This is a genomic window from Pararhizobium gei, assembly GCF_029223885.1.
GTDB classification, from domain to species: Bacteria; Pseudomonadota; Alphaproteobacteria; order Rhizobiales; family Rhizobiaceae; genus Pararhizobium; species Pararhizobium gei.
The window spans coordinates 28,935-55,542 of record NZ_CP119409.1 but is presented as its reverse complement, the minus strand read 5'-3'; the positions used below and the strand labels follow the sequence as shown (position 1 = coordinate 55,542).

21 protein-coding genes are annotated in these 26,608 nt (G+C 58.8%); 9 read left to right on the top strand and 12 right to left on the bottom strand.

The window, feature by feature from the left end:
• Positions 1-12 precede the first annotated feature (12 nt).
• Positions 13-714 carry a DUF1013 domain-containing protein gene (locus PY308_RS00255; RefSeq protein WP_275786701.1) on the bottom strand — a complete coding sequence of 234 codons (702 nt, stop codon included), beginning with the start codon at positions 712-714 and terminating at the stop codon, positions 13-15.
• 234 nt (positions 715-948) lie between these two features.
• On the opposite strand from PY308_RS00255, the gene acs reads away from it, so the two are divergent.
• Positions 949-2,901: an acetate--CoA ligase gene (gene acs, locus PY308_RS00250; RefSeq protein ID WP_275786699.1), complete on the top strand. Its 1,953-nt coding sequence runs from the start codon at positions 949-951 to the stop codon at positions 2,899-2,901.
• 32 nt (positions 2,902-2,933) lie between these two features.
• Here the strand turns inward: acs and PY308_RS00245 are convergent, their stop codons facing one another.
• Together PY308_RS00245 and PY308_RS00240 are read right to left on the bottom strand one after the other, a co-directional pair.
• Positions 2,934-3,398, bottom strand: coding sequence for a thermonuclease family protein (locus PY308_RS00245; protein ID WP_275786698.1), 465 nt, complete (start codon positions 3,396-3,398; stop codon positions 2,934-2,936).
• 49 nt (positions 3,399-3,447) lie between these two features.
• Positions 3,448-3,648, bottom strand: coding sequence for a DUF1674 domain-containing protein (locus tag PY308_RS00240; RefSeq protein ID WP_275791236.1), 201 nt, complete (start codon positions 3,646-3,648; stop codon positions 3,448-3,450).
• Positions 3,649-3,763: 115 nt separating this feature from the next.
• Here PY308_RS00240 and htpX point away from each other — a divergent pair, with 115 nt between their 5' ends.
• From htpX to purH, 4 genes are all read left to right on the top strand, one after another.
• Positions 3,764-4,723, top strand: a complete 960-nt coding sequence (gene htpX / locus PY308_RS00235) for a zinc metalloprotease HtpX (protein WP_275786696.1) — start codon at positions 3,764-3,766, stop codon at positions 4,721-4,723.
• On the top strand, positions 4,723-6,132 hold the full coding sequence (locus PY308_RS00230) for an RsmB/NOP family class I SAM-dependent RNA methyltransferase (RefSeq protein WP_275786694.1): 1,410 nt from the start codon (positions 4,723-4,725) through the stop codon (positions 6,130-6,132). Before htpX ends, PY308_RS00230 begins: the two co-directional genes overlap by 1 nt.
• A 192-nt stretch (positions 6,133-6,324) precedes the next feature.
• Positions 6,325-8,004 carry a heparinase II/III family protein gene (locus PY308_RS00225; protein ID WP_275786693.1) on the top strand — a complete coding sequence of 560 codons (1,680 nt, stop codon included), beginning with the start codon at positions 6,325-6,327 and terminating at the stop codon, positions 8,002-8,004.
• 118 nt (positions 8,005-8,122) lie between these two features.
• Positions 8,123-9,736 carry a bifunctional phosphoribosylaminoimidazolecarboxamide formyltransferase/IMP cyclohydrolase gene (gene purH / locus PY308_RS00220; protein ID WP_275791235.1) on the top strand — a complete coding sequence of 538 codons (1,614 nt, stop codon included), beginning with the start codon at positions 8,123-8,125 and terminating at the stop codon, positions 9,734-9,736.
• A 43-nt stretch (positions 9,737-9,779) separates the two neighbouring features.
• Here purH and PY308_RS00215 read toward each other — a convergent pair whose 3' ends face one another.
• Positions 9,780-11,168: an MFS transporter gene (locus PY308_RS00215; RefSeq protein WP_275786692.1), complete on the bottom strand. Its 1,389-nt coding sequence runs from the start codon at positions 11,166-11,168 to the stop codon at positions 9,780-9,782.
• Positions 11,169-11,203: 35 nt separating this feature from the next.
• A complete protein-coding gene (locus PY308_RS00210) occupies positions 11,204-15,988 on the bottom strand; it encodes an NAD-glutamate dehydrogenase (RefSeq protein WP_275786690.1) in 4,785 nt (1,594 codons plus the stop codon).
• Between the two features lie 272 nt (positions 15,989-16,260).
• Here PY308_RS00210 and pdxY point away from each other — a divergent pair, with 272 nt between their 5' ends.
• Together pdxY and PY308_RS00200 are read left to right on the top strand one after the other, a co-directional pair.
• Entirely contained in the window at positions 16,261-17,133 is an 873-nt protein-coding gene (gene pdxY, locus PY308_RS00205; protein ID WP_275786688.1) for a pyridoxal kinase PdxY, read from the top strand.
• A gap of 145 nt (positions 17,134-17,278) precedes the next feature.
• Positions 17,279-17,920: a carbonic anhydrase gene (locus PY308_RS00200; RefSeq protein ID WP_275786687.1), complete on the top strand. Its 642-nt coding sequence runs from the start codon at positions 17,279-17,281 to the stop codon at positions 17,918-17,920.
• A 117-nt stretch (positions 17,921-18,037) separates the two neighbouring features.
• Here the strand turns inward: PY308_RS00200 and PY308_RS00195 are convergent, their stop codons facing one another.
• Both PY308_RS00195 and PY308_RS00190 read right to left on the bottom strand, forming a co-directional pair.
• Positions 18,038-18,859: a lytic murein transglycosylase gene (locus PY308_RS00195; RefSeq protein WP_275786685.1), complete on the bottom strand. Its 822-nt coding sequence runs from the start codon at positions 18,857-18,859 to the stop codon at positions 18,038-18,040.
• A gap of 211 nt (positions 18,860-19,070) precedes the next feature.
• Complete coding sequence (locus PY308_RS00190; RefSeq protein WP_275786683.1) at positions 19,071-20,105, bottom strand: aspartate-semialdehyde dehydrogenase; 1,035 nt, start codon at positions 20,103-20,105, stop codon at positions 19,071-19,073.
• 632 nt (positions 20,106-20,737) lie between these two features.
• Here PY308_RS00190 and PY308_RS00185 point away from each other — a divergent pair.
• On the top strand, positions 20,738-22,489 hold the full coding sequence (locus tag PY308_RS00185; RefSeq protein WP_275791234.1) for an MFS transporter: 1,752 nt from the start codon (positions 20,738-20,740) through the stop codon (positions 22,487-22,489).
• A gap of 198 nt (positions 22,490-22,687) precedes the next feature.
• Here PY308_RS00185 and PY308_RS00180 read toward each other — a convergent pair whose 3' ends face one another.
• The 3 genes from PY308_RS00180 to leuB all read right to left on the bottom strand — a co-directional run bounded on the left by PY308_RS00180 (position 22,688) and on the right by leuB (position 25,137).
• A complete protein-coding gene (locus PY308_RS00180; protein WP_275786681.1) occupies positions 22,688-22,972 on the bottom strand; it encodes a hypothetical protein in 285 nt (94 codons plus the stop codon).
• 98 nt (positions 22,973-23,070) lie between these two features.
• A complete protein-coding gene (locus tag PY308_RS00175; RefSeq protein ID WP_275786679.1) occupies positions 23,071-23,748 on the bottom strand; it encodes a phosphatase PAP2 family protein in 678 nt (225 codons plus the stop codon).
• Between the two features lie 276 nt (positions 23,749-24,024).
• Positions 24,025-25,137, bottom strand: coding sequence for a 3-isopropylmalate dehydrogenase (gene leuB / locus PY308_RS00170; protein ID WP_275786677.1), 1,113 nt, complete (start codon positions 25,135-25,137; stop codon positions 24,025-24,027).
• 208 nt (positions 25,138-25,345) lie between these two features.
• On the opposite strand from leuB, the gene PY308_RS00165 reads away from it, so the two are divergent.
• The gene (locus tag PY308_RS00165; protein ID WP_275786675.1) at positions 25,346-25,519 is read left to right on the top strand and encodes a hypothetical protein; all 174 of its coding nucleotides are present in this window, start codon (positions 25,346-25,348) and stop codon (positions 25,517-25,519) included.
• Positions 25,520-25,584: 65 nt separating this feature from the next.
• On the opposite strand, the gene PY308_RS00160 is transcribed toward PY308_RS00165, so the two are convergent.
• A complete protein-coding gene (locus PY308_RS00160; RefSeq protein WP_275786673.1) occupies positions 25,585-25,971 on the bottom strand; it encodes a RidA family protein in 387 nt (128 codons plus the stop codon).
• Positions 25,972-25,975: 4 nt separating this feature from the next.
• Complete coding sequence (gene leuD, locus PY308_RS00155) at positions 25,976-26,581, bottom strand: 3-isopropylmalate dehydratase small subunit (protein ID WP_275786671.1); 606 nt, start codon at positions 26,579-26,581, stop codon at positions 25,976-25,978.
• Positions 26,582-26,608: the final 27 nt, after the last annotated feature.

Below are 26,608 nucleotides of genomic sequence, written 5' to 3'. Positions count from 1 at the left end.
CGATACAGACGATTAGTAGCGATCGTCTTCCTCGTCGTCCTTGCGGTCGGACTTCAAAGATTTGAGTTTTGCAAAAACGGCGTCGGCATCGATGCCTTTTTCCTCGTCGCGGTCGTAGGAGAAAGGCAGCTTTTCCGTTTCCCGCGACGCTTCCAGAGTGGCGCCGAGTTCGGCAGCCGTCGGCAACGGCTTGCCTTTGGAGGCGCGTTCGACTTCAAGATCCAGGTCGATCTGCGTGCACAGACCAAGCGTCACCGGATCCATGGCCGTCAGATTTGTGGAGTTCCAGTGCGTGCGCTCGCGGATCTGCTCGATCGTCGATTTGGTCGTGCCGACAAGGCGTGAAATCTGGGCGTCCTTGAGTTCCGGATGGTTGCGAACCAGCCAGAGAATAGCGTTGGGGCGATCCTGACGCTTGGATACGGGCGTGTATCGCGGGCCCTTGCGTTTGCTGTCCGGTACCCGAACTTTCGGCTCGGACAGTTTCAGCTTATGGTTTGGATTGCCTTCGGCGCGGGCGATTTCGTCGCGGGACAGCTGTCCAGTCGAAATCGGATCGAGGCCCTTGATGCCCTGAGCGGATTCACCATCGGCGATTGCCTTTACCTCGAGCGGATGCAGCTTGCAGAATGTAGCGATCTGTTCGAACGACAAGGCGGTGTTGTCAACAAGCCATACGGCCGTCGCTTTGGGCATAAGCAGTTGTTGAGCCATGGATATAGTCCTTCTGTCCGTCCGCGCCGGTGTCGCGGGCCGTGGGGTGTTACCACTCAATTTCCGGGAAATTAGCGCCTCTATACCTGTGTCGTCGCAGAAATGCAATTCTTCTCCGACAAATGACCTTTTGTCTAATGGACGCGGTCTGTTGACCTGATATGTATTGCCACCGAAGAGGTCGTGCACGGGGAGTTGTGCCGTCCCGACAGCCTGCGCAGGGAGGAAATCGTCATGTCTGCCAAAACCTATCCGGTCCTGAAAGCCGCGAAAAACCGCACTCTTATCGACAGCGAAACCTATCAGCGATGGTATCGCGAAAGCATCGAAAACCCGGATCGTTTCTGGGATAAACACGGTATGCGGATCGACTGGTTCAAGCCTTACACCAAAGTCAAAAACACCTCCTTTAATGGCCGTGTATCCATCAAATGGTTCGAGGACGGCCTGACCAACGTCTCCTACAATTGCATCGACCGGCACCTTAAGGCCCGAGGCGACCAGGTTGCGATCATCTGGGAAGGCGATAATCCCTATATCGACAAGAAGATCACCTATAATGAGCTTCACGAGCATGTCTGCCGGCTCGCCAATGTGATGAAGAAGCACGGCGTCAAGAAAGGCGACCGCGTCACGATCTACATGCCGATGATCCCCGAGGCAACCTATGCAATGCTTGCCTGTTCGCGTATCGGCGCCGTGCATTCCGTTGTCTTCGGCGGCTTTTCCCCGGATGCACTGGCCGGGCGCATCGTCGATTGCGAATCCACCTTCGTCATTACCTGCGACGAGGGCGTGCGCGGCGGAAAGCCGATTCCCCTTAAGGAAAATACCGATACGGCCATCGATATCGCCGCCAAGAACCATGTGATCGTCAACAAGGTCCTTGTGGTACGCCGCACTGGCGGCAAGACCGCCTGGGCGCCCGGCCGCGATGTCTGGTATCACCAGGAAATGGTCAGCGTCCCGCGCGATTGCCCGCCGGTCAAAATGAAGGCGGAAGACCCGCTGTTCATTCTCTACACGTCCGGATCAACCGGAAAGCCGAAGGGTGTTCTTCATACGACAGGCGGCTATCTCGTCTATGCGTCGATGACCCATCAATATGTCTTCGACTATCGCGATGGCGATATCTACTGGTGTACGGCGGATGTCGGCTGGGTGACAGGTCATTCCTACATCGTCTACGGCCCGCTCGCCAATGGAGCGACGACGCTGATGTTCGAAGGCGTTCCCAATTTTCCCGACCAGGGACGGTTCTGGGAAGTCATCGACAAGCATAAGGTCAATATCTTCTATACGGCGCCCACGGCGCTCCGTTCGCTGATGGGCGCAGGCGATGGTTTTGTGCAGCGGTCGTCCCGGGCGTCATTGCGGCTGCTCGGCTCGGTCGGAGAGCCGATCAATCCGGAAGCCTGGGAATGGTACTACAACATCGTCGGCGAACAGCGCTGCCCGATCGTCGATACATGGTGGCAGACCGAAACCGGGGGCATCCTGATTACCCCGCTGCCGGGGGCGACAGACCTGAAGCCCGGTTCGGCAACGCGACCTTTCTTTGGCGTGAAACCACAGCTGGTGGATAATGAAGGTGCGGTGTTGGAAGGTGCCGCAGACGGCAATCTTTGCATCATCGACAGCTGGCCAGGCCAGATGCGCACAATCTATGGTGACCATGCCCGCTTCGCCCAGACGTATTTTTCGACCTACAAAGGGAAATATTTCACCGGTGACGGCTGCCGTCGCGACGAGGACGGCTACTATTGGATCACTGGCCGCGTCGATGACGTTCTGAACGTATCCGGCCATCGCCTCGGCACGGCGGAGGTGGAGTCCGCGCTTGTCTCGCATCATCTGGTATCGGAAGCTGCCGTCGTCGGCTACCCCCACCATCTCAAAGGCCAGGGTATCTATTGCTACGTGTCCCTGATGGCCGGTGAGGAAGGAACCGACGCCTTACGACAGGATCTCGTCAAGCATGTCCGCAAGGAGATCGGCCCCATTGCTGCACCGGACAAGATCCAGTTCGCGCAGGGCCTGCCGAAAACCCGGTCCGGCAAGATCATGCGCCGCATTCTGCGCAAGATCGCGGAGGATGACTTCTCGGCACTGGGCGATACCTCGACGCTCGCAGATCCTGCTGTGGTGGAAGACCTGATCGCAAGCCGCCAGAACAGGAAGGAATGATTCGGGCCGGCTTGGAGGGCTATGCTGTCGCTTTACCAGAGGGAAATACAGATCTCCCTCGCCTTGCGCCCACCTTGGTAGGGGACGACATAGCCCGATAACAGCAACTCATGAGCCGGATTCCGGCCATCGGCCAGCGTGACATCAGCCAAGACCCGTCCAAAATATTTGTCGCCGGAAATATGGAGCAACTGAACTTCGCTCTGTTCGCCGGCAAGACCGGCAAGTGCTGCCTGAGCCTGTTTCCCGGCGGCACTTATGGATGCGCAATGCGATTTTATCTCTGGTGCATCAATTCCCCGGAGCCGCACATAGACTTCCATCGTTTGTTGCGGCCACGGTTTTGCTGCCACCAGCAAGGTATCTCCATCAATAACGCGAATGATTTGAGCCCGAACAGGGCCGTCGATCACGACGCCCCTGTCATAGGCGCACGTTGCATCCGCCTGAAACAGGAGGGGAAAACCGAGGGCTAAAGCGCAAATGACAGATCTCATGAAAGGAATATATTCTGATGTAATGCCTATTACAACAGGAATTATTTCCTCAGAAGTCAATCGCCCTACCGTTTATCTCCCAATCGCCATATCGGGCCGGATCAGGTCCACCCCTTCCCCCAAGCTCAAGTGGAGCGTCCCGCGCCTGCATCGCTTTGCGACGTTCATCCGCCTCCCGCAATGCGCGCTGTGCTGCGGGCGTCAGATTTCTCGGCAGCGAAGATAGCTGATTGTCATTGTCATTTTGCATCGGAACCCAAATTATCCCAGGCGATGTTGAAGAATCCATGTGATGTCACCATCATATAGAAAGCTTTTGCACAAGCAAAAGGCGTGATTCACGTGAAACGCCTGGGAGAACATTGATGAACCTTGTCCGTACCGCCATGCTTCTGGCATTCATGACGGCGCTTTTCATGGCCGTCGGTTTCGTCATCGGCGGTCGCGCTGGCATGATGATTGCGCTCGTGCTCGCCGCCGGCATGAATTTCTTCTCGTATTGGAATTCCGACAAGATGGTTTTGCGGATGTACAATGCGCAGGAAGTCGATGAGCGCTCAGCACCGGAATATTATGGTATCGTTCGCGATCTGGCGAAAAATGCCGGTCTTCCCATGCCGCGCGTCTATATCATCGACAATGCGCAGCCCAACGCCTTTGCCACCGGCCGTAACCCAGAGAATGCGGCAGTCGCTGCTTCCACAGGACTGCTTCACGCTCTCACCTATGACGAGGTGGCAGGCGTCATGGCCCACGAACTGGCGCATGTGCAGTATCGCGATACATTAACCATGACGCTCACCGCGACACTTGCAGGCGCAATTTCCATGCTTGGCAATTTCGCGTTCTTTTTCGGCGGCAACCGTGAAAACAACAATCCGCTCGGCTTCATCGGAACCTTGGCCGCGATGATTGTTGCGCCGCTTGCCGCGATGCTTGTGCAGATGGCAATCAGCCGCACCCGCGAATATTCTGCGGACCGGCGCGGTGCCGAAATTTGCGGAAACCCGCTCTCACTTGCTTCCGCGCTGGCAAAAATCGCCAATTTCGCGCATCAGGTTCCGAATGTAGAGGCCGAACGCAATCCTGCGACCGCGCATATGTTCATCATTAATCCGCTGTCGGGCGAGCGGATGGACAATCTGTTTTCCACCCACCCGGCGACGGAAAATCGCATCGCGGCGCTGCAACGCCTGGCGGAAGAGATCGGCACGGTATCGACGCCGCCCGTCAGGGCTGGTAATCAAACCCGGAAATCGCGCTCCGTTCCGTCAACCGGCTGGGGTCGCGGTGGTTCCGAACCGCCCAAAGGTCCCTGGTCCTGATGTCCGACGAGAATAAAACCACTTCGCCGCCGAAACGAGTTCACCGTCCCTCACGCGTGAGCGATAGGGGCGAAGCTCCTCCTACCCGCAACGACAAGCCCGGTTTGCAAGCGCGGCAGGCCGCAGCGAAGATCCTCGGTGCTGTGATCGACCGCAAGACATCTCTCGACGGTATGCTGGACGCGCAAAATGGCAATCCTGCCTATAAAGATTTGAATGAGGCCGACCGTGCGCTGGTGCGTGCCATCCTCAATTCTGCGCTGCGTCAACTGCCGCGGATCGAGGCGATGATCGGTTCCTTGCTGCAGACGCCCCTGCCCGAAGGCGCCCGGGCGCTGGACCATGTGTTGACGGTGGCTGCCGCGCAAATCCTCTATCTCGATATCCCGGACCACTCTGCCGTGGATCTCGCCGTCGAACAGGCGCAAACCGATCCGCGAAACAAGCGCTTCGCCAGTCTGGTCAACGCGGTTTTGCGCCGCCTATCCCGCGAGAAGCAACATTTGATCGAGACGATCGGTGAAAGCGCGCCGGCAATTCCAGCTTGGTTCTATAAGCGGCTTGTCGATACCTACGGTTTCGAACAAACACAGCTGATCGCCGATGCTGTTCTATCGCCTGCCGCTATCGATATTACCGTGAAGTCCGAGGCTGCCGCCTGGGCGCAACGCCTGAATGGGCGTGTTCTGCCGACAGGTTCTGTCCGTCTTGCTGCTTTTGTCGGAGGTGTTCCTGCATTGGCGGGCTTCGAAGACGGAGAATGGTGGGTTCAGGATGCTGCGGCCTCGATTCCCGCACGGCTTTTCGGTGCTCTTGCCGGCAAGCGTGTTATTGATTTGTGCGCGGCCCCGGGGGGAAAGACAGCTCAACTCGCCGCTGCCGGTGCCAAGGTGACGGCGCTCGATCAGTCGGCAAGCCGGCTGAAGCGTCTCGACGGTAATCTGTCGCGTCTTGGGTTGAAAGCGGAGACGCTGGAAATCAACATGGCCGATTTCCACACCGATGATCTTTTTGACGCCGCTCTCCTGGATGCGCCTTGTTCCTCTACCGGAACGATCCGTCGCCATCCCGATGTCCTCTGGACCAAGGACATGAAAGACATCGAAAAGCTGGCGCTGCTTCAGGAACGCCTGTTGCGGCACGCGCTGACCTTGGTACGGCCGGGTGGACTTGTCGTTTTTTCGAACTGTTCGCTGGACAAGAGAGAGGGCGAAGAGGTGACCCGTCGCGTGCTTGCGGACGGGGGTTGTGAGCGCGTGGCTGTCGATCCTTCGGCCTGGCCCGGACTTGAGGATGCGATAACGAGCGAAGGTGAATTCCGGACAACGCCTGCAATGATCGCACCCGAGGATGGATTTGCCGGAGGCCTTGACGGGTTTTATGCGGTCGTTTTGCGCAGAGCGGCATGACGTCCCTGTCGGCCGTCGTTTGATGAGATTGACGCGGGGAGCCGGTTTGCCTAACAATACCGGGGTGATCTGTAAAAATTTAATGACTTTTTAGGCATGAACATGGTCCTTATTGTTTGTAGTACGGACAGCCGTCATTCCGATTTTGCGGTCTGAAGCCCGGTCCGGTCGGAGGAGCAGCGGGCGGCTAGAATGCGCATTTCAGACCGGCAACGGTTGTTTCATCTCTATCTGCATGAGAGCTGGCGGCGCTTTTCGCGACGGCTTGCGCTCGGCCGAAACAGCGCCTTCCGGTTTACCGGCAAGGCGCCCGACCGGTTGATCGTTGCGCCGACAGATCTGCGCGCAGTCGATCCTTTCGTTGCCGAAGAGATCATGCAAGGCCGCTTTCCGCTTGCCGGCCGCGTGCTCGACACCGAGGGCGAATCGCCGTTCGAAATGGATTTGCCGTCGCAGGAATTTGCGGTGCGGCTTCACGGTTTCGGCTGGGTTCGGCATATGCGCTCGATCAAGGAGGAGGACGCGCTTCGGCACTTGCGTCACCTTGTCGGCGGTTGGATCGAAACACATGGTCGCAGGATCGGCGGCATAGCCTGGGACGCGGATATCATAGCGCAGCGGCTGATTGCCTGGCTCTCCCACTCGCCAATTATACTACGGGACGCCGAGCATGCCTTTTATCGCCGTTTCCTGAAAAGCCTCGCCCTTCAGGTTCGTTATCTCAAGCATGTTGCCGATACCACCTGCGACGGAGAGGCCCGGTTGCGGGTGCGGATCGCGCTTGCAATGGCATCGGTCGCCATGCCGGCGTCCGAAGCGACGATCCGCAAAGCCGCCAGAAATCTCGATGCCGAACTCGACCGGCAGATCCTTCCAGATGGAGGCCATTGCTCCCGCAATCCGCGCACCGGACTGGAATTGCTGCTGGACCTGCTGCCACTCCGCCAGACCTACGTTAATCTTGGCCATGATGTGCCGGCTAAGCTCATTCCCTGCATTGATCGCATGTATCCTGCGCTGCGTTTCTTCCGTCATCAAGGCGGCGAGCTGGCCCTGTTTAACGGTGCGACATCGACGCTTGCCAACGAATTGATGGCGGTGCTGCGTTATGATGAAACGGCCGGTGCGGCCTTCAAGGCATTGCCGCATATGCAATATCAGCGTCTGGCTGCCGGCAGGGTGCTGGCGATCATGGACACCGGCATGCCGTTGTCGCCGGAACTGTCGCGCACGGCGCATGCCGGCTGTTTGTCTTTCGAGATGTCTTCCGGGCGGCACCGGTTCGTCATCAATTCGGGCTCGCCGAAATTTGCCGGCGAGCGCTACCGGCAAATGGCGCGCATGACGGCGGCGCATTCCACCGTCACCGTCCAGGATCACTCGTCAGCCAGGCTGTCGCAGTCCCGGTTTCTCGGACCCATCGTCACCGGCGGCGTCTCCAGGGTCGATTGCGTCCGCCAGGAGGCCGAGCCCGACAGCATCATTGCCCGGCATGACGGCTATGTCCGCAGTTTTGGGCTGGTTCATGAGCGCGATATCAGCCTCAATGGTCAGGGCACCGTATTGCGTGGCCGGGACCGGTTGCTGCAACAGGACGGTACGGATCCTGCCGCCACGAACACCGCAAGCGCCGTGGCGCGGTTTCATATCCACCCCGCCATCGTCTTGCGGCAGCACAGCCCCCACGAGGTCTATCTGACGGCGCCCGATAGCGAAACCTGGCTTTTCACCTGCCGTGACAGCGAGGTTGAAATCGAAGAAGACGTTTTTTTCGCGGATCCGTCCGGCGTGCGACAGTCGTCGCAGATCGCCGTCAGCTTCACGGCAGCCGCGCAGCCGGAGATCCAGTGGGTGCTGTCGCGCCAGACGTGACCGGTAAACCCGCCGGTCCTGCGCAATCAAACGGTTTCTTCATCCAGAAAGCTGTGATAACGGCAGGCTCATATTTGCCGGACCCTTCCCGTCTCCGGCGCGCAAAAGGAGCTTGATGATGGCTGTCGCCTCCAAGAAAATTCCCGCCCCGAACGAGGTGTCCGTCCGCACCGCGCTCCTGTCGGTATCCGACAAGACCGGCATTGTCGATCTCGCCCAGGCCCTGCATGAAAGAGGCGTCCATCTTGTGTCCACCGGCGGCACCCATAAGACCCTTGCCGAGGCTGGGCTCCCGGTCACCGACGTCTCGGAACTGACGGGTTTCCCGGAAGTCATGGATGGTCGAGTCAAGACGCTGCATCCCGGCGTGCATGGGGGTCTTCTGGCGATCCGTGACGACGAGGATCATGTTCAGGCGATGACCACCCATGGCATTACCGGCATCGATCTCGCCGTCATCAATCTCTATCCATTCGAGGATGTCCGCGCCAAAGGAGGCGACTATCCGACGACGGTGGAAAATATCGATATTGGCGGTCCGGCGATGATCCGCGCCTCCGCCAAAAACCATGCCTATGTCACCGTGATTACCGATGCCTCTGACTACGACGCGTTGCTGGCGGAATTCGGTGCCGGGGCGACGACCAGCTTTGCCTTCCGGCAGAGCATGGCCGCGAGGGCCTATGCGCGCACCGCCGCCTATGATGCCGCGATTTCCAACTGGTTTGCCGAGGTCCTGGAGACACCGATGCCCCGGCACCGCACGATCGGCGGCAGGCTGAAGGAAGAGATGCGCTACGGCGAAAATCCCCATCAGAAAGCCGGATTCTATCTGACCGGCGAGAACCGCCCCGGTGTCGCCACGGCACTGCTTCTGCAAGGCAAGCAGCTATCTTACAACAACATCAACGATACCGATGCCGCCTTTGAACTGGTGGCCGAATTTGCACCCGAGAAGGCACCCGCCTGCGCCATCATCAAGCATGCCAATCCCTGCGGCGTCGCGACCGGCAAGAGTCTGCTCGAGGCCTATGAGCGGGCGCTGGCCTGCGATTCCACATCGGCGTTCGGCGGGATCATCGCGTTGAACCAGGATCTGGACGGCGCAACGGCCAAGGAAATCGTCAAGCTTTTCACCGAAGTCATCATTGCGCCGTCGGTGAGCGACGAAGCGAAAGCCATTATCGCCGGCAAACCCAACCTGCGTCTGCTCGTCACCGGCGAGCTGCCTGATCCGCGTGTTCCGGGCCTTTCGGCGAAAACCGTCGCAGGCGGGCTTCTGGTCCAGACGCGCGACAACGGCATGGTCGAAGACCTTGAGCTCAAGGTGGTGACACAGCGTGTGCCGACGGATCGGGAGTTCGAGGATATGCGCTTCGCCTTCAAGGTGGCAAAGCATGTCAAGTCGAATGCCGTCGTCTATGCCAAGGACGGGCAGACGGTCGGCATCGGCGCCGGTCAGATGAGCCGTGTCGATTCCGCCCGCATCGCTGGACTGAAAGCCGAAGAGGCCGCCAGGGCGCTGGGACTTGCGGCGCCCCTTACGCGTGGCTCTGCTGTTGCCTCGGAAGCATTTCTTCCGTTCGCCGATGGCCTTCTTTCGATGATTGCAGCCGGTGCCACGGCGGTCATTCAGCCGGGCGGTTCGATGCGTGATGCCGAGGTCATCGCAGCAGCGGATGAGGCCGGGGTCGCGATGGTTTTCACCGGCATGCGGCACTTTCGGCACTGAAGCGACACTTGGAGGAAGCAGCGGAACCCGCATTTGGCGGGTTCTACCGGCTTTTGTTTGCCGGATAAGGTATCTTTAGAAGGATAAGCAATCCTACTGCAAGAAAGACCACCAGTGTCGCCATGCCGAGGCGTGCAGATCCCGTCGCAAGGGTAACGGTCGCGACTGCGGCCGGCGCCAGAAATGACGTCGCGCGACCGGACAAGGCATAGAGCCCGAAAAAGCGGCCCGCTTCCTCGGGGCTGACGCTTCGGGCAAGGTAGGATCGCGACGAGGCCTGCACCGGTCCGAAGGCGATGCCGACGAGAAGCCCGAACAGGATATAGGCCTTTTCCGCGGCCGTGCCGAAAAGACCGCCACTGTCGGCAGGGGAAAGCTGGAGCAGACCGAACAGGGTATAACCAGGCCCGGTCGAAACTATCCCGAGCAAGGCGATGGTCAAGCAGATCAAACTTGCGAGGATGATCGTCTTTGAGCCCAGACGGCTGTCGAGACCGCCAGCAACAAGGCAGCCGCCGATTGCAACCACATTGAGAATGATGCCGTAGACACCGAGTTCGACCGTCTGCCAGGCAAACATGCCGGCGGCAAAGGTTCCCCCGAGCGCCAAAAGCCCGTTGACGCCATCCTGGAAAATCATCCGGGCGATGAGGAATTTCAACAGGCCCGTCCGTTCCTTCAATTCCGCAATGGTTCTCCATAGTTCCGTCAATCCGGTTCTGACTGCAGCGGCGGCCTTTAACGGGACATGGGGTGCGTCCGGAGTGAAGAGAAACATTGGAAGAATAAAGACGAGGTACCAGAGGCCCGCGATCGGGCCGGTGACGCGCGCGTCATCGCCAGTGAGGGGGTTCAGGCCAAACAGCGGGTCGAGGCCGAGAATTGTTTTGCCGGATTCCGGGTCTGCCGCCAGCAGCCCCACAACCGAGATCAGCACGATCATGCCGCCCAGATAACCCAGACCCCAAGCGATGTTTGAAATCCGTCCGATCTGGCTTTCGCTGACCAGCCGCGGCATCATCGAATCGTTGAAAACGATGGAGAATTCCGCTGCGACGGACGCGAGAACAATGAGGATGAACGGATAGATCAGCGGCGACCCGGGCACTGCGTACCACAGCAGCAGCAGTGCCGTGATCTTGATGACCGCAAAGACGCCGATCCAGGGTTTTCGCCTGCCGGTCTGGTCGGCAATCGAGCCGAGGACCGGCGACAGCACCGCAATGATAAAGCCGGCGATGGTGATCGTATAGCCCCACATCGCCTGCCCGTGCACCGGATCGTCCGTCAATCGCGACACGAAATAGGGGCCGAAGATGAAGGTGATGACAACCGTGAAGAACGGTTGCGCCGCCCAGTCGAACAACATCCATCCCCAAAGGCCGCGGCGCCGAAGTTTCGGCTCATCGCCGGGCCTTGCAATGCTGCTCACGTTAGTCCCCTGCTCATCGTCTGCGGCCGACAGTGTCACCTCGCCCTGTTCTGTGCAAGATCGCTGAGCAGGCCGGCGGCCACGGTGATTTTGGCAAGCGTCGTCTCACCTTTCTCCGTCAGTTGCGCCAGCTGATCGACAATGCGATCGACACGACCACGGTCACTGTCCTGCCAGGCAAGGACAGGGTTCTTTTCCGATTTCTGGTCCGCCAAGGCAGCGATGGTGATGTCGCGCCGTGCGTTGGCAATATCGCCGATGCTGCGTGACAGGGCCATTGCTTCGTACTGTTCCGTTGCAGAAACGCGCTCGGCGGCCGCAAGCAGGCTGGCGATGCGCAGGTTTTGCGTCACGTTGAAATAACTTAGCGCCGTGCGCGCCAAGGTGACGCCCGTATCGTTAGAAATCTGCATGATCTCCGGAACCACCATCATCAGAAACAGCCCCGCGACCTCTTCCGCCAAAGCTTGCGGCACACCTTTTTCGATGTAATAGGCCGTCTTTTGCCGGGCCTGCTCGGCTGCGTCGTCCGGGAGGGCGGATTTCAAGGCTGGCTTCAGCTTTGCCAGAGCCTGACGCAGCAGAGTGACCGCTTCGCCAAGAGAGCCTGCTGTTGCCTTCGTCCGCAGCGCCCTTTCGGTGACAATGGCGAAGACGCGTGCGGTTTCCCGATAAAGCTCATTTTGCACCGCTCCGCTGATAACCGTGTCGAGAGCATCGATCTCGTGCTGGACGCGTATCAAATCATAACCGTCGCGGGCCAGAATAGCGGCCTTCACCACATCCGCCGGCATGAAGCCGGTCTGGTCTATGAGGGAGGAAACGAATGCCGGGCCGCCACGGTTGATCACGTCATTGGCGAGCGCGGTCGCGATGATTTCGCGACGCAGCCGATGCGTTTCGATATCGTCGGCATGAGCCTTGTGCATCTTTTGGGGAAAATAATCGCGCAATGTCGTTTGCAGATAGGGATCGTCCGGCAGCTCGCTCGCAACGATCTCGTCAAATAGAACGATTTTGGCATAAGACAGCAGAACGCCGATTTCCGCGCGCGTCAGAGCCTTTCCGCTCTGGTAGCGTTCGCTCAATGCCGCATTGGTAGGCAGGACTTCCACCTTGCGGTTGAGATGCCCGTCTGCTTCCAGCCGCGTCATGAGGCGCGCCAGACTGGTCCGGTTGCCGGCCCCCAGCATTTCCGTCAGCGAAATGGACAGTGACTGCTCGTAGTTATTGCGCAGGACAAGCGCCGCCACCTCGTCGGTCATGGAGGCGAGAAGGGTGTTGCGCTTGGCGCGCGTCAAGCGATCATCCCGCATGGCGGACGCCAACGCAATCTTGATGTTGACCTCAAAGTCTGAGGAATTGACGCCGGCCGAATTGTCGATGGCATCCGAATTGCATCGGCCGCCCTTCAGGCCGAAAGCGATGCGGCCGCGCTGGGTCACGCCCAGATTGGCTCCCTCGCCGATTACCCTGGCGCCGACCTCTTCCGCCGTGATCCGGATGGGATCATTGGCGCGGTCACCGACATCCGCGTCCGTTTCGCTCGGGCCGCGCACATAGGTTCCGATGCCGCCGAACCACAGCAGATCGACCGGATGTTTCAGGATCGCCGTCATGATCTCGAACGGTGTCGCCTGGCTTTTTTCCATGCCGATCGCCTGCATGGCCTGTGGTGTCAGCGATACAGACTTTTCGCTGCGTGGAATGATCATCCCGCCGGCGGAAAGGGCCGAGCGGTCGTAATCCTGCCAGCTGGAGCGCGGCAGATCGAACATCCGCTTGCGCTCTGCAAAAGAGCGCTCGGTATCCGGCTCAGGGTCTATGAAAATGTCCCGGTGGTCGAAGGCGGCTATAAGCCGGATCTTTTCGGAAAGCAGCATACCGTTCCCGAATACGTCACCCGACATGTCGCCGACACCGACAACGCTGAAAGGCGTGGTCTGGATGTCGATGTCCATCTCGCGGAAGTGCCGCTTGACGGTCTCCCAGGCACCGCGGGCGGTAATTCCCATCTTCTTATGGTCATAGCCTGCGGACCCGCCCGATGCGAAGGCGTCGTCCAGCCAGAAGCCGGCTTCCTGCGCCAGGGCATTGGCCGTGTCGGAGAAGGTGGCAGTCCCCTTGTCGGCGGCAACGACGAAATAGGGATCGTCGCCGTCCAGCCTCAACGTATTCTCCGGCGGCACAATGTCCGGGCCGACGATATTGTCCGTGATCGAGAGCATCGTGCGGATAAAGGTCTTGTAGGCCTCGGTTCCGATCCTGAAGATTTCGTCACGCGTGCCGCCGACCGGCAATTGTTTCGGGTAGAAGCCACCCTTTGCGCCCACGGGAACAATGACAGCGTTCTTGACCTGCTGGGCTTTAACGAGGCCAAGCACTTCGGTTCGATAGTCCTGTGCCCGGTCCGACCAGCGCAGGCCGCCACGGGCTACCTTGCCGAAACGCAGATGTACGCCTTCGACTTCGGTGCCGTAAACGAAAATTTCCCGGAAGGGCCGAGGTTCCGGCAGTCCTTCCAGCCGTTTCGGATCGAGCTTGAAGGCCAGCATTGCCTTCGGCTGGCCGTTTGCATCCCGCTGGAAATAGTTGGTCCGGAGCGTCGCCTCGATGACGTTGACATAGCGACGCAGAATGCGGTCCTCGTCGAGGCTTGGAACGTCGTTCAAAGCCTGCTCGATCGTGCTCCTGAGCGCTGCTATCTTTCTCGTCTTCCGCTTCTCCTCCATGTCGGGATCCATGCCCGTCACGAACAGCCGGAAAATGTTGGCGGCAACCGCCGGATATTTGCCGAGTGTGTCGGCGATATAGCCTTGTGAATAGGTGATACCGGTCTGGCGCAGATAGCGGGCATAGGCACGCAATACCGTGACTTCCCGCGCTGTCAGATTGGCAAGAAGGATCAGCCTGTTGAAGCTGTCGTCCTCTGTCAGCCCGTTCCAGGCCGCGAGATAAGCCTCCTCCAGCATAGGTCCGGACTTTTCAAGAACGAGGGCATGGCCATCGCGATGGATGAGTTCCATATCGTGCAGCACGACCAGGCGCTGGCTGTCCTTGCCGTTGACGACGATGTCATGGGTCTGTTCGCTGATGACGCGAAAGCCAAGATTCTCGAGCAGAGGCACCCGGTGGGACAGGGAGACCGGCTCGTCGGCATGGAAAATTTTCAATTCCATGGATTGCGGCGTTTTGCCCGGCTTCTGGTAAAAGGCGATGCGGATCGGATCGCTGCTGCTGCAGGCAGCGATATCGTCCAGGTCGCCATAGGCCTCCATTGGCGTGAAGGCGGCCTGATAGGCCTGGCTGACGGTGAGATCGATGCCTTTCTGACGCGCCAGCAGATTGAAGCGGTCGATCCAGCGGGTGGCGATATCGCGCACCGCTTCTTCCAGTTTCGCTTGCGCGACACGGGGTGTTTTTCCGACAGAGCGGCCGATGATGAAGTGTACGCGGGCCAACCCGCCTTCCGGGAAAGCCGGATAATAGGCAGACACCCGTCCCTCATAGACGGTTTTCAGATAGGTGCCGATCTTTTCGCGGACATCCGAGTCATACTGTTCGCGGGGAACGTAGACAATGACGGATACGAAGCGATCGAAGTGATCGATGCGCGGCAGGACACGCACGCGCGGCCGGTCTCCCAACTCGTTTATCTGCTCGCAGAAGCTTGCCAGAAGACCGATATCGATCTGGAACAGATCGTCCCGAGGGTAGGATTCCAGCGTGTTCATCAGCATTTTGCCGGAATGGCTCTGCGGGTCATATCCGAAATGATCGACGATCTTTGCGACCTTGAAGCGCAGCAGCGGGATTTCCGCTGCCGGGCGGGTATAGGCACTGGATGTGAACAGGCCGACGATGCGCAGCTCGCCGGTTACCATGCCATTTGCGTCGAAGCGCTTGACACCGATATAATCCATATAGGCACGCCGATGCACGACGGATTTGACGTTGGCCTTAGTGACGATCAGGAAGTCCGGCCCGTCGAGGAAGGCAAGGATTTCCGGTGTGGTCAGGACGGCGTCCTTGCCCTGCCGCAGCACCCGGACGTCGGGATTGGACAGAATGCCGAGCCCGGTGCCGCTGCCGCGTTCGACGACGGCATTCTTTCCCTTGCCCGAATAGGTATATTCGCGCATGCCAAGAAAGGTGAAGTTGTTGTCGCGCAACCAGCGAAGGAAGGCTAAAGCCTCGTCCTGGTCACCTTTCCTGCGCGACGGGGCATGGTTCTCCAGCTCATTCATCGCCTCGTCAAGCAGCACGGTCATCGAAGGCCAGTCTCCCACCGCCTGATGCACCTGGGCAAGGACGTTCGAAATCCGCTGTTCCAGATCGTCTGCTTCAACCTGGCTTAGTTTCGAAAGGTGGATCTGGATATGGCTGAACCGCGTGGCGGGATCGCTTTGTTCTTCGGGGTCGAAGAGCTTAGCCGGTTTGCCCTTCTCCAAAACCAGAATGGGATGAATTGCCAGATGAATGTCCCGGTGGGTGCTGGTCACCTCCCCCATGATCGAATCGTAGAGGAAGGGCATATTGCGGTCGGTAACGCAGAGGACCGAAACCTCCGCTCCGGAGGGCTCCACACCTTCGATTGTTTCCACGACCACCGACAGGTGCTGGCTTTCTTTGCGATTTACCGCGGTCAAAGCATATGCGGCGGTCCGTGCCAGCATGTCAGGCGTATAGTGATCAAGGTCGTCGTGGCTGGCCCTTTTAAAAAGGAGTTCGGGTGAGAGCATGTCGAGGCCGAGCGCTTTGCCGGCGTCGTTCACCGTGTCGAAATGGCGGTCCCGTTTCGGGTTATATTTCGTGCCCATGACTGTCTCTCCCCACATTGCTGTCTTGCCGAACCTAACAGAAGAATATCGATAAGCGACCGGCTTTTGGCCGGCTTCGTGATCATTTTGACGCTGTTTGAGAATGGATTCACGGATTTTAATGCCGAATTGAAGAAATTTGTTATTTAATCGCTTATACCTACCGCAACCGGTCACCCTCAGCGGAACGTACAGTCGCTTCTCTTTTGCAGGTTCAGTTGACAGCCTGATGTCGATCGGCAATTTGGGAAAGCCGCCATTGGAAACCCGCAATGTCTGAGACTAATCCAAGTGCCGTCATTGTCATTTCAAGTCATGTGATTCGCGGTTCGGTCGGAAATCGTGCCGCCGTCTTTGCGCTGGAGACGCTGGGCTATCCGGTTTGGGCTTTGCCCACTGTGATTCTGCCCTGGCATCCTGGCCACGGCCCATCGACTCGCGTGCCGGTGTCTCCGGACGACTTCAGCAGCGTGATCGACGACATTATCCGGGCACCCTGGATTGGCGAGGTCCGCGCCGTCCTTTCCGGCTACCTCGGCAATGCCGCACAGGCGGAGAGCATCGGGAGACTGGTCGAAGTCCTGCGAGGCCGGAACCCCAATCTCTTTTATGCCTGCGATCCGGTCATTGGAGATGCTGGAGGACTCTATGTTCCGGAAGAGACGGCAATTGCGATACGAGACATATTGTTGCCGCTTGCGTCGCTTGCCACCCCCAATCGGTTCGAACTGTCATGGCTTTGCGGCACGCCGCTGGAAAGCAATGCAGCACTTCTGGAGGCAGCCCTGTCACTTGGGCCGCCGCGCATGCTCGTGACGTCGGCGATCCCCATGATGACCGGCAGCATCGGCAATCTTTATCTCTCCGGCAATCACGCGCTTCTTGCCGAGCACCGGCAGATCGACAACCCGCCGAACGGGGCCGGCGACCTTCTGTCTGCCCTGTTCCTGGCTCGGCTTCTCGAAGGTTTGAATGAGGAACGAGCATTGCAGCTCGCTACGGCCAGCGTTTTCGAGATCATCGCGCGGACGCGCAAGCGTGGCGCCGACGAGCTGACGCTGGAACAGGACTCCCAGAGCATGGCAACGCCGATGGCGATGGTTCAGATGCGTCGCCTGATGCATCCCGGCCAGAAGCGGCGATGATCCGCAACCGGCATTGGCTGTAGAAAAAGTCACTCTTATGCACCGCGGGAAATCCGTATCGTGCAGTGCACAAATCCTGTATGTCCCATCGGGAATGTGCCAATCCCTATTTCAGTGTCTCGAATAGTCGGAGTGATCGAACATCATGCAGCGTTTTCCGGACCGTTTGCTGAACGGCTACAAGAATTTTATGAGCGGACGTTTCAACGAGCAGCAACAGCGCTACAAGGCGCTGGCTGAAACGGGGCAACAGCCGAAAACGCTTGTGATCGCCTGTTGCGACAGCCGCGCGGCCCCGGAGACGATTTTCGATAGCGGCCCAGGGGAACTGTTTGTCGTTCGTAACGTGGCGAACATGATGCCGCCCTATGAGCCGGACGGTCATTACCACTCGACGTCGGCCGCACTGGAATTTGCGGTCCAGGTGCTGAAAGTAAGCGATATCGTGGTCATGGGCCATGGCCGCTGCGGCGGGATCAAGGCAGCGCTCGACGTCGATGCCGAGCCCCTGTCGCCCGGCGATTTCATCGGTCGCTGGATGAACCTCCTGAAACCGGCTGCCGAGCAGATTCAGAACAACAGCGTCATGACCACCGCCGAGCGGCAGCGGGCCCTGGAGCGTGTGTCGATCCGCAATTCCATCGCGAATCTTCGCACATTTCCCTGTGTCCAGATACTCGAGCAGCGCGGCAAGCTGCAGCTTCATGGGTCCTGGTTTGATATTTCGACCGGCGAACTCTGGGTCATGGATGCCAAGACCGGTGATTTCATCCGTCCGGGAACGTGACGTCTGTCACAGGGCAAGCGTGCGCTACACCCGAAATTCACGGCAATTGCTGTACACATCAAATCAGCAGCTCGATTTCCCGAGCTGCTGATTTTTTTCGTGTCAGCATGACAAAGATCAGCCGCCGTCGATTTCAGCGCCGATGATCGCGATTGCCTGCTGGTAAACGCTGGCAGCGTTCCATCCCTGGATTGCGCCATAGTTTCCCTGGCCCTGCTGATAGCCGGCACCGGCGCTCCAGCCGTGGCCGCGCAGGAAGTTGGCTGTCGAGAAAAGCGCGTCGGCCTTTGAGCGAACCATATCCACATGGCCGCTGCCGTCGCCATCGACGCCATACTTCAGGACGTTTGCCGGCAGGAACTGGGTCTGGCCGATTTCGCCATGCGCGGCGCCACGCGCATTAGGGCTGAGATCGCCGCGCTGAACGAGATTGAGCGCGGCATACAGCTGGTTGGTGAAATAGTCCGAGCGGCGGCAGTCATAGGCGAGTGTGGCCACGGCAGACAGCGTATGTTCCTTGCCCATGAAGCCGCCAAAACCGGTTTCCATGCCCCAGATCGCAATGAGCGGTCCGGCCGGCACGCCGTAGCGGCTTTCGATGGCGCTGAAAAGTTTGGCGTTCTGCGCCTTCATTTTCTTGCCGCGGGAAATGATCGCCTGACCGCCGCGTTTCTGCATGAACTGGCTGAGCGACAGCTTGAAGCTCTTCTGGCCGCGATCGGCGCGGATCGTCGCCTTGCTGTAATTGACGTTTGCGAAGGCTTTGTCGAGAACCGATGGATTGATTCCCCGGCCCGCCGCTTCGCCCTTGAAGTCCTGTACCCAGGCGTCGAAGCCGCTTCCAGTGTTGCCACATTGGGCAGCCAATGTCGCTGCGGGCGAAATTGCCGTTGCGACGATTGCCGTGAAACCTGCCAGAACGCACTTCATCTTGTGCATGGAATAACCTCTGAGTGCCCGAATTGATTTGTGTCGGCAAAATGCCAGTCTTTGAACATTATGTCACGATCCAGATGCTACATTAGGAAGACCGTGTTTCACGTGAATCCTCTGACGCTGAGGTATGGCGGCGGATCATCCTTTAAAGAGACAAGCCTCGCATCCTGTGCGGCTGCGAGGCTTGTATTGCTTAAAACTTTACATTTCCTGATCAGGCGGCCTGCTTCTTTGCCTTGATCAAGCCGCGGTTGACCAGGAGTTCGGCAATCTGAATGGCATTGAGGGCGGCGCCCTTGCGCAGATTGTCGGAAACCACCCAGATATTCAGGCCGTTCTCCACGGTTGCATCTTCCCGGATACGGGAAATATAGGTCGCATCTTCGCCGGCGCTCTCGTAAGGCGTGATGTAGCCGCCGTTCTCGTGCTTGTCGATGACGAGGCAACCGGGGGCTTCGCGCAGGATGTCGCGGGCCTGGTCAGCCGAAATTTCATTCTCGAATTCGATATTCACCGCCTCGGAATGGCCGATGAAGACCGGGACGCGCACGGCGGTGCAGGTGAGCTTGATTTTCGAATCGAGGATCTTCTTGGTCTCGGCCATCACCTTCCATTCTTCCTTCGTGTAGCCGTCTTCCATGAACACATCGATGTGCGGGATGACGTTGAAGGCGATGCGCTTGGTGAACTTCTTCGATTCCATCGGATCGGCGACGAAGACGGCGCGGGTCTGGTTGAAGAGTTCGTCCATGCCATCCTTGCCGGCACCGGACACGGATTGGTACGTGGCGACCACGACACGCTTGATCTTGGCGAAATCATGCAGCGGCTTCAGCGCGACGACGAGCTGAGCGGTCGAGCAATTCGGATTGGCGATGATGTTGCGACGGGTGAACATGGAAATCGCATCCGGGTTCACCTCCGGGACAACCAGCGGCACGTCCTGATCGTAACGCCAGGCGGACGAGTTGTCGATGACGACGCAGCCCTGCGCGCCGATCTTCGGCGACCACTTCAGCGACACGGCGCCGCCGGCCGACATCAGGCAAATGTCAGTATCGGAGAAATCGTAGTTCTCGAGGTTCCTGACCTTCAGGGTCTTGTCGCCGAACGAGACTTCCGTGCCCTGGCTGCGGGCCGATGCCAGCGCCACGACTTCATCGGCCGGGAAGCCGCGTTCGGAGAGAATGTTCAGCATTTCGCGTCCGACATTTCCGGTCGCGCCTGCGATGGCAATCTTGAAACCCATTGTCTTTGCTCTCTTTCTTGTCTCTCCGCGGGATGTGGGAAGAGAAGCTTGCGTTTCAACGCTTAAGCTTCAGGTCCCCGGCCGTGCCGGGGAGAGAGCGGTGGCCAGAGACGTCAGACGGTTTTCGTCGTCGTTTTGGCCATTGTTTTGGAAAAAATCGGGAATGAACGAACCCGCCCGGCAGCAAATGCCGGGGCGATCAACGCAGCGATGGAATACCCAAAACGATGCATGGTGCGGTCCCTTTTCCGCTGTTGCTCATACGCGGTTCTATCGCGGAGTCAAGATAGCATGAGCAGCACGACACATCTTGCGTCATGAGCGGCCGTCGTTGCACGAAGCCACCCTATGAAAGCTCCTGTTCTAAAGATGGTGCCGCCATCACGGCAAGAACGCCTGCTCTGCACGGGATCAAGGCAGCGCTTGCGCATGAGACTTTGGTCTTACGACCAATCGCGGGCTTGGCACCTCGTGCCTGTCGACTAGTCTGTCCCGTCTAGGTGGAGGAAAATGTGTCTTTGGGGAGCGGTTTTGCCGTCAATGGCACTATGGCGCCGATCGGGAGGTCGGTGAACAAGGAGGAGACATACATGGCAGTCGCAGGGATGAACACGGGGGATCGCTCGCGCCCCATGACAGGAGAGGAGCGGAAGGTCATCATGGCCTCGTCCGCCGGGACCATCTTCGAATGGTACGACTTTTATCTTTACGGTTCGCTGGCCGCGATCATCGGTGCGCAGTTTTTTACTGCTTTTCCGGAAGCGACCCGCAATGTTTTCGCGCTTTTGGCCTTCGCGGCGGGCTTCATCGTTCGCCCGTTTGGGGCGCTCGTCTTCGGCGCGCTCGGTGACATCGTCGGCCGCAAATATACCTTCCTGATGACCATTCTCATCATGGGCCTGTCGACATTCCTCGTGGGTCTGCTCCCCTCCTACAGCAACTGGGGCGTCTCGGCGCCGATCATCCTGATCATCCTGCGCATGCTGCAGGGCCTCGCGCTTGGCGGTGAATATGGCGGTGCGGCGGTCTATGTGGCAGAACATGCCCCTGCCAACCAACGCGGCTATTTTACCGCCTTCATCCAGACCACGGCAACGCTGGGCCTGCTTCTCTCGCTCATCGTCATCCTGTCGGTGCAAGGATATGTCAACGGCAACTGGGCTCCGACGGCGGTGCTCGATGCGGCCGGCGCGGTGGTAATGAACCCCGACGGCACGGAAAAGATGATCAAGGCGTTCGACTTGTGGGGCTGGCGCATCCCCTTCCTCGCGTCCATCGGCCTGCTGGCTATCTCGCTTTACATCCGCCTGCAGATGAACGAGTCCCCGGCCTTCAAGAAGATGAAGGAAGAGGGTGCCGCTTCCAAAGCTCCGTTGCGCGAGGCATTTGGCACCTGGAAGAATGGCAAGATCGCTCTGATCGCTCTGTTTGGCCTTGTCGCGGGTCAGGCCGTGGTCTGGTATTCGGGTCAGTTCTACGCTCTGTTCTTCATGCAGAACGTCATCAAGATCGACAGCTTCACCGCAAACGTTCTGGTGGCGTGGTCGCTGATCCTCGGCACCGGTGGTTTCCTGTTCTTCGGCGCGCTTTCGGACCGTATCGGCCGCAAGCCGATCATTCTCGCAGGGTGCCTGATCGCAGCACTGACCTACAACTTCGTCTTCCCGTTGCTTACCCAGACGGCAAACCCGGCACTCTACGCGGCGCACCAGACACCGGTTACCGTCACCGCATCGCCGGAAGACTGCTCGTTCCAGTTCAATCCGACCGGAACGGCCAAGTTCACCTCGTCCTGCGACATCGCGAAAGCGACGCTTGCCCGCACGTCTGTGAACTATACGACCGTTGAAGATCCTGCGGCGACGGTTGCTCAGGTCAAGGTCGGCGAAACGGTCATCCCGTCCTACGACTCGGCTACGCTGACGGGCGACGACCTCAAGAACACCACGGCCGCCTTCAGTAAGGGCGTAAACGACGCGCTGACCGCAGCGGGCTATCCGATCTCGGCAGATGCGAACACGACCGTCGCGCGTGCCCAGCACTTCTTCGACATCTTTACCGGTCAGAAGATCACGGTCATCCTGATCCTGACCTATCTGATCCTGCTCGTGACGATGGTCTACGGTCCAATCGCGGCGATGCTGGTCGAGCTGTTCCCAACCCGCATCCGGTACTCCGGCCTTTCGTTGCCCTACCACATCGGCAACGGCTGGTTCGGCGGCCTGATGCCGGCAACGGCCTTCGCCATCTCGGCACAGACCGGCAACGTCTATGGCGGCCTCTGGTACCCTATCATTATTGCGGCCGCGACGGTCGTCATTGGGGCGATCTTCGTACCGGGCAACACGCACAAGAAAGACATCTTCGCCGACGACGCGAAGTAGTGTCGCGCAGGCTGGCCCCTGGGGCCGGTCTGCCGTTTCGATTGTTTTGCAAGTAGACAGCACGTTTAAGAGATGCGACGCCGTGGTTATCGCCGCGGCGTCGTATTTTTTGTCGTCTCAGTTTTGCAGAAAACGTGACCGCGGTTTGCACATCCCTTTTCAGGGACGTCTCGCAGCGTCGGGCGAGGTGCAGTTTTTCTATTGACGGACCTTGGTCCAGACTGCCCATGCCGCCAAGAAGCAGCCAAGGATAATGGCATTCGAGACGACGCCAAAGGCAATCAAGGAAAGCCTTGCTGCGTTGTCCGTCACCGCATTTGCCCCCGTCGTCAGCGGCAAGAGGACTGCCACGAAGACGACACCCAAAGCCAGCGGCATTGCCAGGCCCGTCGCTGCGCGCGTCCGCAGCGCCGTCAGGAACAGGAACAGAATCAAGCCTATGCGGAACGGATCCATGAGCTGAGAGGCGAGTGTTTCCAACATTTAGATCCTCCGTTTGCAGTGGCGGCATGGTTCCACAAACACTGCGCGCGGGCAAGCAGACGAAAGGATCAGAGACACCCTCTTCGCTGTGTTCAGCGTCAGGATTTGGGTCGTGGCCAGCCTGTTTCATCCGGTCGGAAGAGCCAGTCGCGTCCGGCAAAGGCAAAGGCGGTCATGGTCGCTGCCCACAGGCCCAGCAGCAGTCCGGCCGCCACGTCGCTTGGATAGTGCGCACCGACGACGACCCGTGTGATGCCGATCGTCAGCGCGCCCAGCAGGAACAGAATGCGCAGACGCGGCACCAGCATGGAAAAGGCACCGAAGAAGGCGCCCACGGCGGCCGAATGGCCGGAGGGAAAGCTCTGATACACCCATTCATGTCCCGCCAGCCAGGAGAGGCTGTGCGGACCATAATCGGCAAACAACTCCGGCCGAGCTCGCCCGAAGATCAGCTTGGCCAGATGCACCAGCGCGCTGGCGCTGCCGATTGTCACCAGGAAATAGAGAGCAAGCCGCCAGGCCGTTTTCGACTTGGATGAAAAACGGTCGCTGATGACGACCCGGCTGGCGATATAGGCGATGATGACGATGGATCCGGATCCGTAAATCATCCAGGCAAAAGTGCCGAAATCCGTGATGCGGCTGTTGAAAGCGACGATGCCGTCCGGCAGCGCCTGCGCGCGTTGCGATAGGGTGCCATCAAAGGGCAGAAGTGCCGCCACGAGAAGCACGGCGGCGAGCAGCAGCCAGAGAGAGGAGGAGAAGGGTCGGCTCATGAAAATCCTGCTTGTCTGCGATTGCTTATGCCGGTCCGTTCTCCCGCCAGCGCGCCCCCCTGGTGCGGATCCGACACGCCGGGAGACGGGAACGAAAGACTGTCCATGCGGCGGCCGGTCATCTGTCACAGGTGTTGAAGTGACGGGGATCGAAGCGGCATCTCTCCTGAAACCTGTGGTTCTGTCGGCAATTATTCAACCCCGTCATGCGAAACGGCACCTGAATCGCGTGATGCAGGTGCCGTTTCTTAAAGGTCGAACGGGTGCGCGATAGTCTTAAGCCGAAAGCGTCTTGAACTCGCCAAGGATCGCGTCGCCCATTTCGACGGTGCCAACCTGCCGGGCGCCGTCTGCCATGATGTCGCCGGTACGAATGCCCTTGTCGAGTACGTTGGCGATCGCCTTTTCCAGCGTGTCGGCTTCCTTCACGAGGTTGAAGGAGTAGCGCAGGCACATGGCAAAGGAGGCAATCATGGCGATCGGGTTGGCGATGCCTTTACCGGCAATGTCCGGTGCCGAACCGTGTACAGGCTCGTACAATGCCTTGCGCTTGCCGGTCTTGCCGTCGGGCGCGCCAAGCGAAGCCGACGGCAGCATGCCGAGCGAGCCGGTCAGCATGGCGGCAACGTCGGACAGCATATCGCCGAACAGGTTGTCGGTGACGATCACGTCGAACTGTTTTGGCGCACGAACGAGTTGCATGCCGCCGGCGTCCGCCAGCATGTGATCGAGCGCGACATCGGAATATTTCGCCTTATGCGTCGCCGTCACAACCTGGTTCCAGAGCACGCCGGATTTCATGACATTGCGCTTTTCCATCGAGCAGACGCGGTTGCTGCGGGTGCGCGCCAGTTCGAAGGCGACGCCGGCGATACGCTCGATTTCGTAGGTGTCGTAGACCTGCGTATCGATGCCGCGCTTCTGGCCGTTGCCAAGATCGATGATCTCCTTGGGCTCGCCGAAATAGACCCCACCGGTCAGTTCGCGCACGATCAGGATGTCGAGGCCCTCGACCAGCTCGGGTTTCAGCGAGGAGGCGTCCGAAAGCGCCGGATAGCAGATCGCCGGACGCAGGTTGGCGAACAATTCCATGTCCTTGCGCAGGCGCAGCAGCCCAGCCTCAGGCCGCACCTCATAGGGAACATCATCCCATTTCGGCCCGCCTACGGCGCCGAACAGAACCGCATCGGCCGCCATCGCCTTTGCCATATCCGCATCGGAGATCGCCGCGCCATGCGCATCATAGGCAGAACCGCCGACCAGACCCTCATCCGTCGTGAAGCCGCCGGCCATTTCTGCATTCATATAGGCGATGATTTTGCGGACTTCCGCCATGGCTTCCGGGCCGATGCCGTCGCCTGGCAAAAGGAAAAGATTGCGCACTGTCATTAGGGCATGTCCTTTAAAATGGCTGTCAGATATTGGGCGCGTTCTTAGCGCAACTTCCGTTCAAGGCAAATGCGGTTCTGGAAAGAATTGTTCGCGCCTGGCGGCCGAAAGATCTCTGTACCATCCGAAACAGCAGACAGGGCATGTCTCTGGAATAGTCGGATGACGCCGGGTGAGAGAGGCTCTTCCGCAGCGCTTGGAGGCCGACATGCAAAAGTTCGCCCTGATCGTGATCGCTGCCCTTGCGGCTCTCGTCTTCGCCAATCCCTTGCAGGCCGGCTATTACCGCGACGATTGCAAGCCTTACTGCGTCATCAAAAAGGTCAGGGCGCAGGACGGCTACGGAAATCCCGTGATCAAAAAGATCCGTATCTGCACATAATCTATGATCGGGTGAAAGCGACACGGGCCGGTCTGTCGCGCCTGAGCGGATTTTTCCAGGGGCAACTAGCCCCTGAAAGCGGTGACTTCGATCTCGATCAGCATTTCCGGACGGATCAACTCGCAGACCACCATGGTGGCTGCCGGGCGAATATCACCGAAAATCTCGCCCAGGATGGGGAAGACGCGTGCGGCAAACGTGGCATCGGTCACGTAGTAATGGTTGCGCACGACGTCCCTCAAGGAGAACCCGGCTTCGGTCAAGACCAGCGCGATCGTCTTCAGGATATTGCGGGTCTGGTCCTCTACCGTGTCCGGCATGGTCATGGTTTTATAATCGTAACCGGTCGTGCCGGAAACGAAGCACCAGTCGCCTTGTACAAGGGCACGCGAATAGCCCGCCGTTGTTTCAAAAGGCGAGCCGGACGAGATCAGCTTCCGCTGACTGGGCATGGCCTCACGCCCAGGGATGCGAAGCGGCGTTGGCCTTTTCAAATCTGTCGATTGCCGTCGCTTTTTCCAGCGTCAGGCCAATATCATCGAGGCCGTTCAACATGCAGTGACGCTTGAATTCATCGAGTTCGAAGGTGATCTTGCCGCCGTCGGGACCGGTAATCTCCCGCGCTTCAAGGTCGATCGTCAGGATCGCGTTCGAGCCGCGGCTGGCGTCATCCATCAGCTTTTCCAGGTCTTCCGGCGAGACCACCACCGGCAGGATGCCGTTCTTGAAACAGTTATTGTAAAAAATGTCGGCAAACGAGGTCGAGATGATGCAGCGGATGCCGAAATCGAGCAGCGCCCACGGCGCGTGCTCGCGCGAGGAACCACAGCCGAAATTATCGCCGGCGACCAGTATCTTGGCATCCTTGTAGGCGGGCTTGTTCAGAACAAAGCTCTCGTTGACCGTGCCATCCTCGTTATATCGGGCTTCGGCGAACAGTCCCGTGCCAAGTCCCGTGCGCTTGATCGTCTTCAGGTAATCCTTCGGAATGATCATGTCCGTGTCGATATTGACGACGGGAAGAGGGGCGGCAACGCCTGTGAGCTTGACAAACTTGTCCATGAAAGAAGCCTTCGATTTCGACGAACG

What these genes read in the sequence shown, in the direction of transcription:
- PY308_RS00175 (WP_275786679.1), bottom strand. Translation starts at nt 23,748, where the DNA reads ATGAGCCGACCCTTCTCCTCCTCTCTCTGGCTGCTGCTCGCCGCCGTG.
- PY308_RS00180 (WP_275786681.1), bottom strand. Translation starts at nt 22,972, where the DNA reads ATGTTGGAAACACTCGCCTCTCAGCTCATGGATCCGTTCCGCATAGGC.
- htpX (WP_275786696.1), top strand. Translation starts at nt 3,764, where the DNA reads ATGAACCTTGTCCGTACCGCCATGCTTCTGGCATTCATGACGGCGCTT.
- leuD (WP_275786671.1), bottom strand. Translation starts at nt 26,581, where the DNA reads ATGGACAAGTTTGTCAAGCTCACAGGCGTTGCCGCCCCTCTTCCCGTC.
- acs (WP_275786699.1), top strand. Translation starts at nt 949, where the DNA reads ATGTCTGCCAAAACCTATCCGGTCCTGAAAGCCGCGAAAAACCGCACT.
- PY308_RS00190 (WP_275786683.1), bottom strand. Translation starts at nt 20,105, where the DNA reads ATGGGTTTCAAGATTGCCATCGCAGGCGCGACCGGAAATGTCGGACGC.
- leuB (WP_275786677.1), bottom strand. Translation starts at nt 25,137, where the DNA reads ATGACAGTGCGCAATCTTTTCCTTTTGCCAGGCGACGGCATCGGCCCG.
- PY308_RS00165 (WP_275786675.1), top strand. Translation starts at nt 25,346, where the DNA reads ATGCAAAAGTTCGCCCTGATCGTGATCGCTGCCCTTGCGGCTCTCGTC.
- purH (WP_275791235.1), top strand. Translation starts at nt 8,123, where the DNA reads ATGGCTGTCGCCTCCAAGAAAATTCCCGCCCCGAACGAGGTGTCCGTC.
- PY308_RS00210 (WP_275786690.1), bottom strand. Translation starts at nt 15,988, where the DNA reads ATGGGCACGAAATATAACCCGAAACGGGACCGCCATTTCGACACGGTG.
- PY308_RS00195 (WP_275786685.1), bottom strand. Translation starts at nt 18,859, where the DNA reads ATGCACAAGATGAAGTGCGTTCTGGCAGGTTTCACGGCAATCGTCGCA.
- PY308_RS00200 (WP_275786687.1), top strand. Translation starts at nt 17,279, where the DNA reads ATGCAGCGTTTTCCGGACCGTTTGCTGAACGGCTACAAGAATTTTATG.
- PY308_RS00240 (WP_275791236.1), bottom strand. Translation starts at nt 3,648, where the DNA reads ATGCAAAATGACAATGACAATCAGCTATCTTCGCTGCCGAGAAATCTG.
- pdxY (WP_275786688.1), top strand. Translation starts at nt 16,261, where the DNA reads ATGTCTGAGACTAATCCAAGTGCCGTCATTGTCATTTCAAGTCATGTG.
- PY308_RS00225 (WP_275786693.1), top strand. Translation starts at nt 6,325, where the DNA reads ATGCGCATTTCAGACCGGCAACGGTTGTTTCATCTCTATCTGCATGAG.
- PY308_RS00160 (WP_275786673.1), bottom strand. Translation starts at nt 25,971, where the DNA reads ATGCCCAGTCAGCGGAAGCTGATCTCGTCCGGCTCGCCTTTTGAAACA.
- PY308_RS00185 (WP_275791234.1), top strand. Translation starts at nt 20,738, where the DNA reads ATGACAGGAGAGGAGCGGAAGGTCATCATGGCCTCGTCCGCCGGGACC.
- PY308_RS00230 (WP_275786694.1), top strand. Translation starts at nt 4,723, where the DNA reads ATGTCCGACGAGAATAAAACCACTTCGCCGCCGAAACGAGTTCACCGT.
- PY308_RS00245 (WP_275786698.1), bottom strand. Translation starts at nt 3,398, where the DNA reads ATGAGATCTGTCATTTGCGCTTTAGCCCTCGGTTTTCCCCTCCTGTTT.
- PY308_RS00255 (WP_275786701.1), bottom strand. Translation starts at nt 714, where the DNA reads ATGGCTCAACAACTGCTTATGCCCAAAGCGACGGCCGTATGGCTTGTT.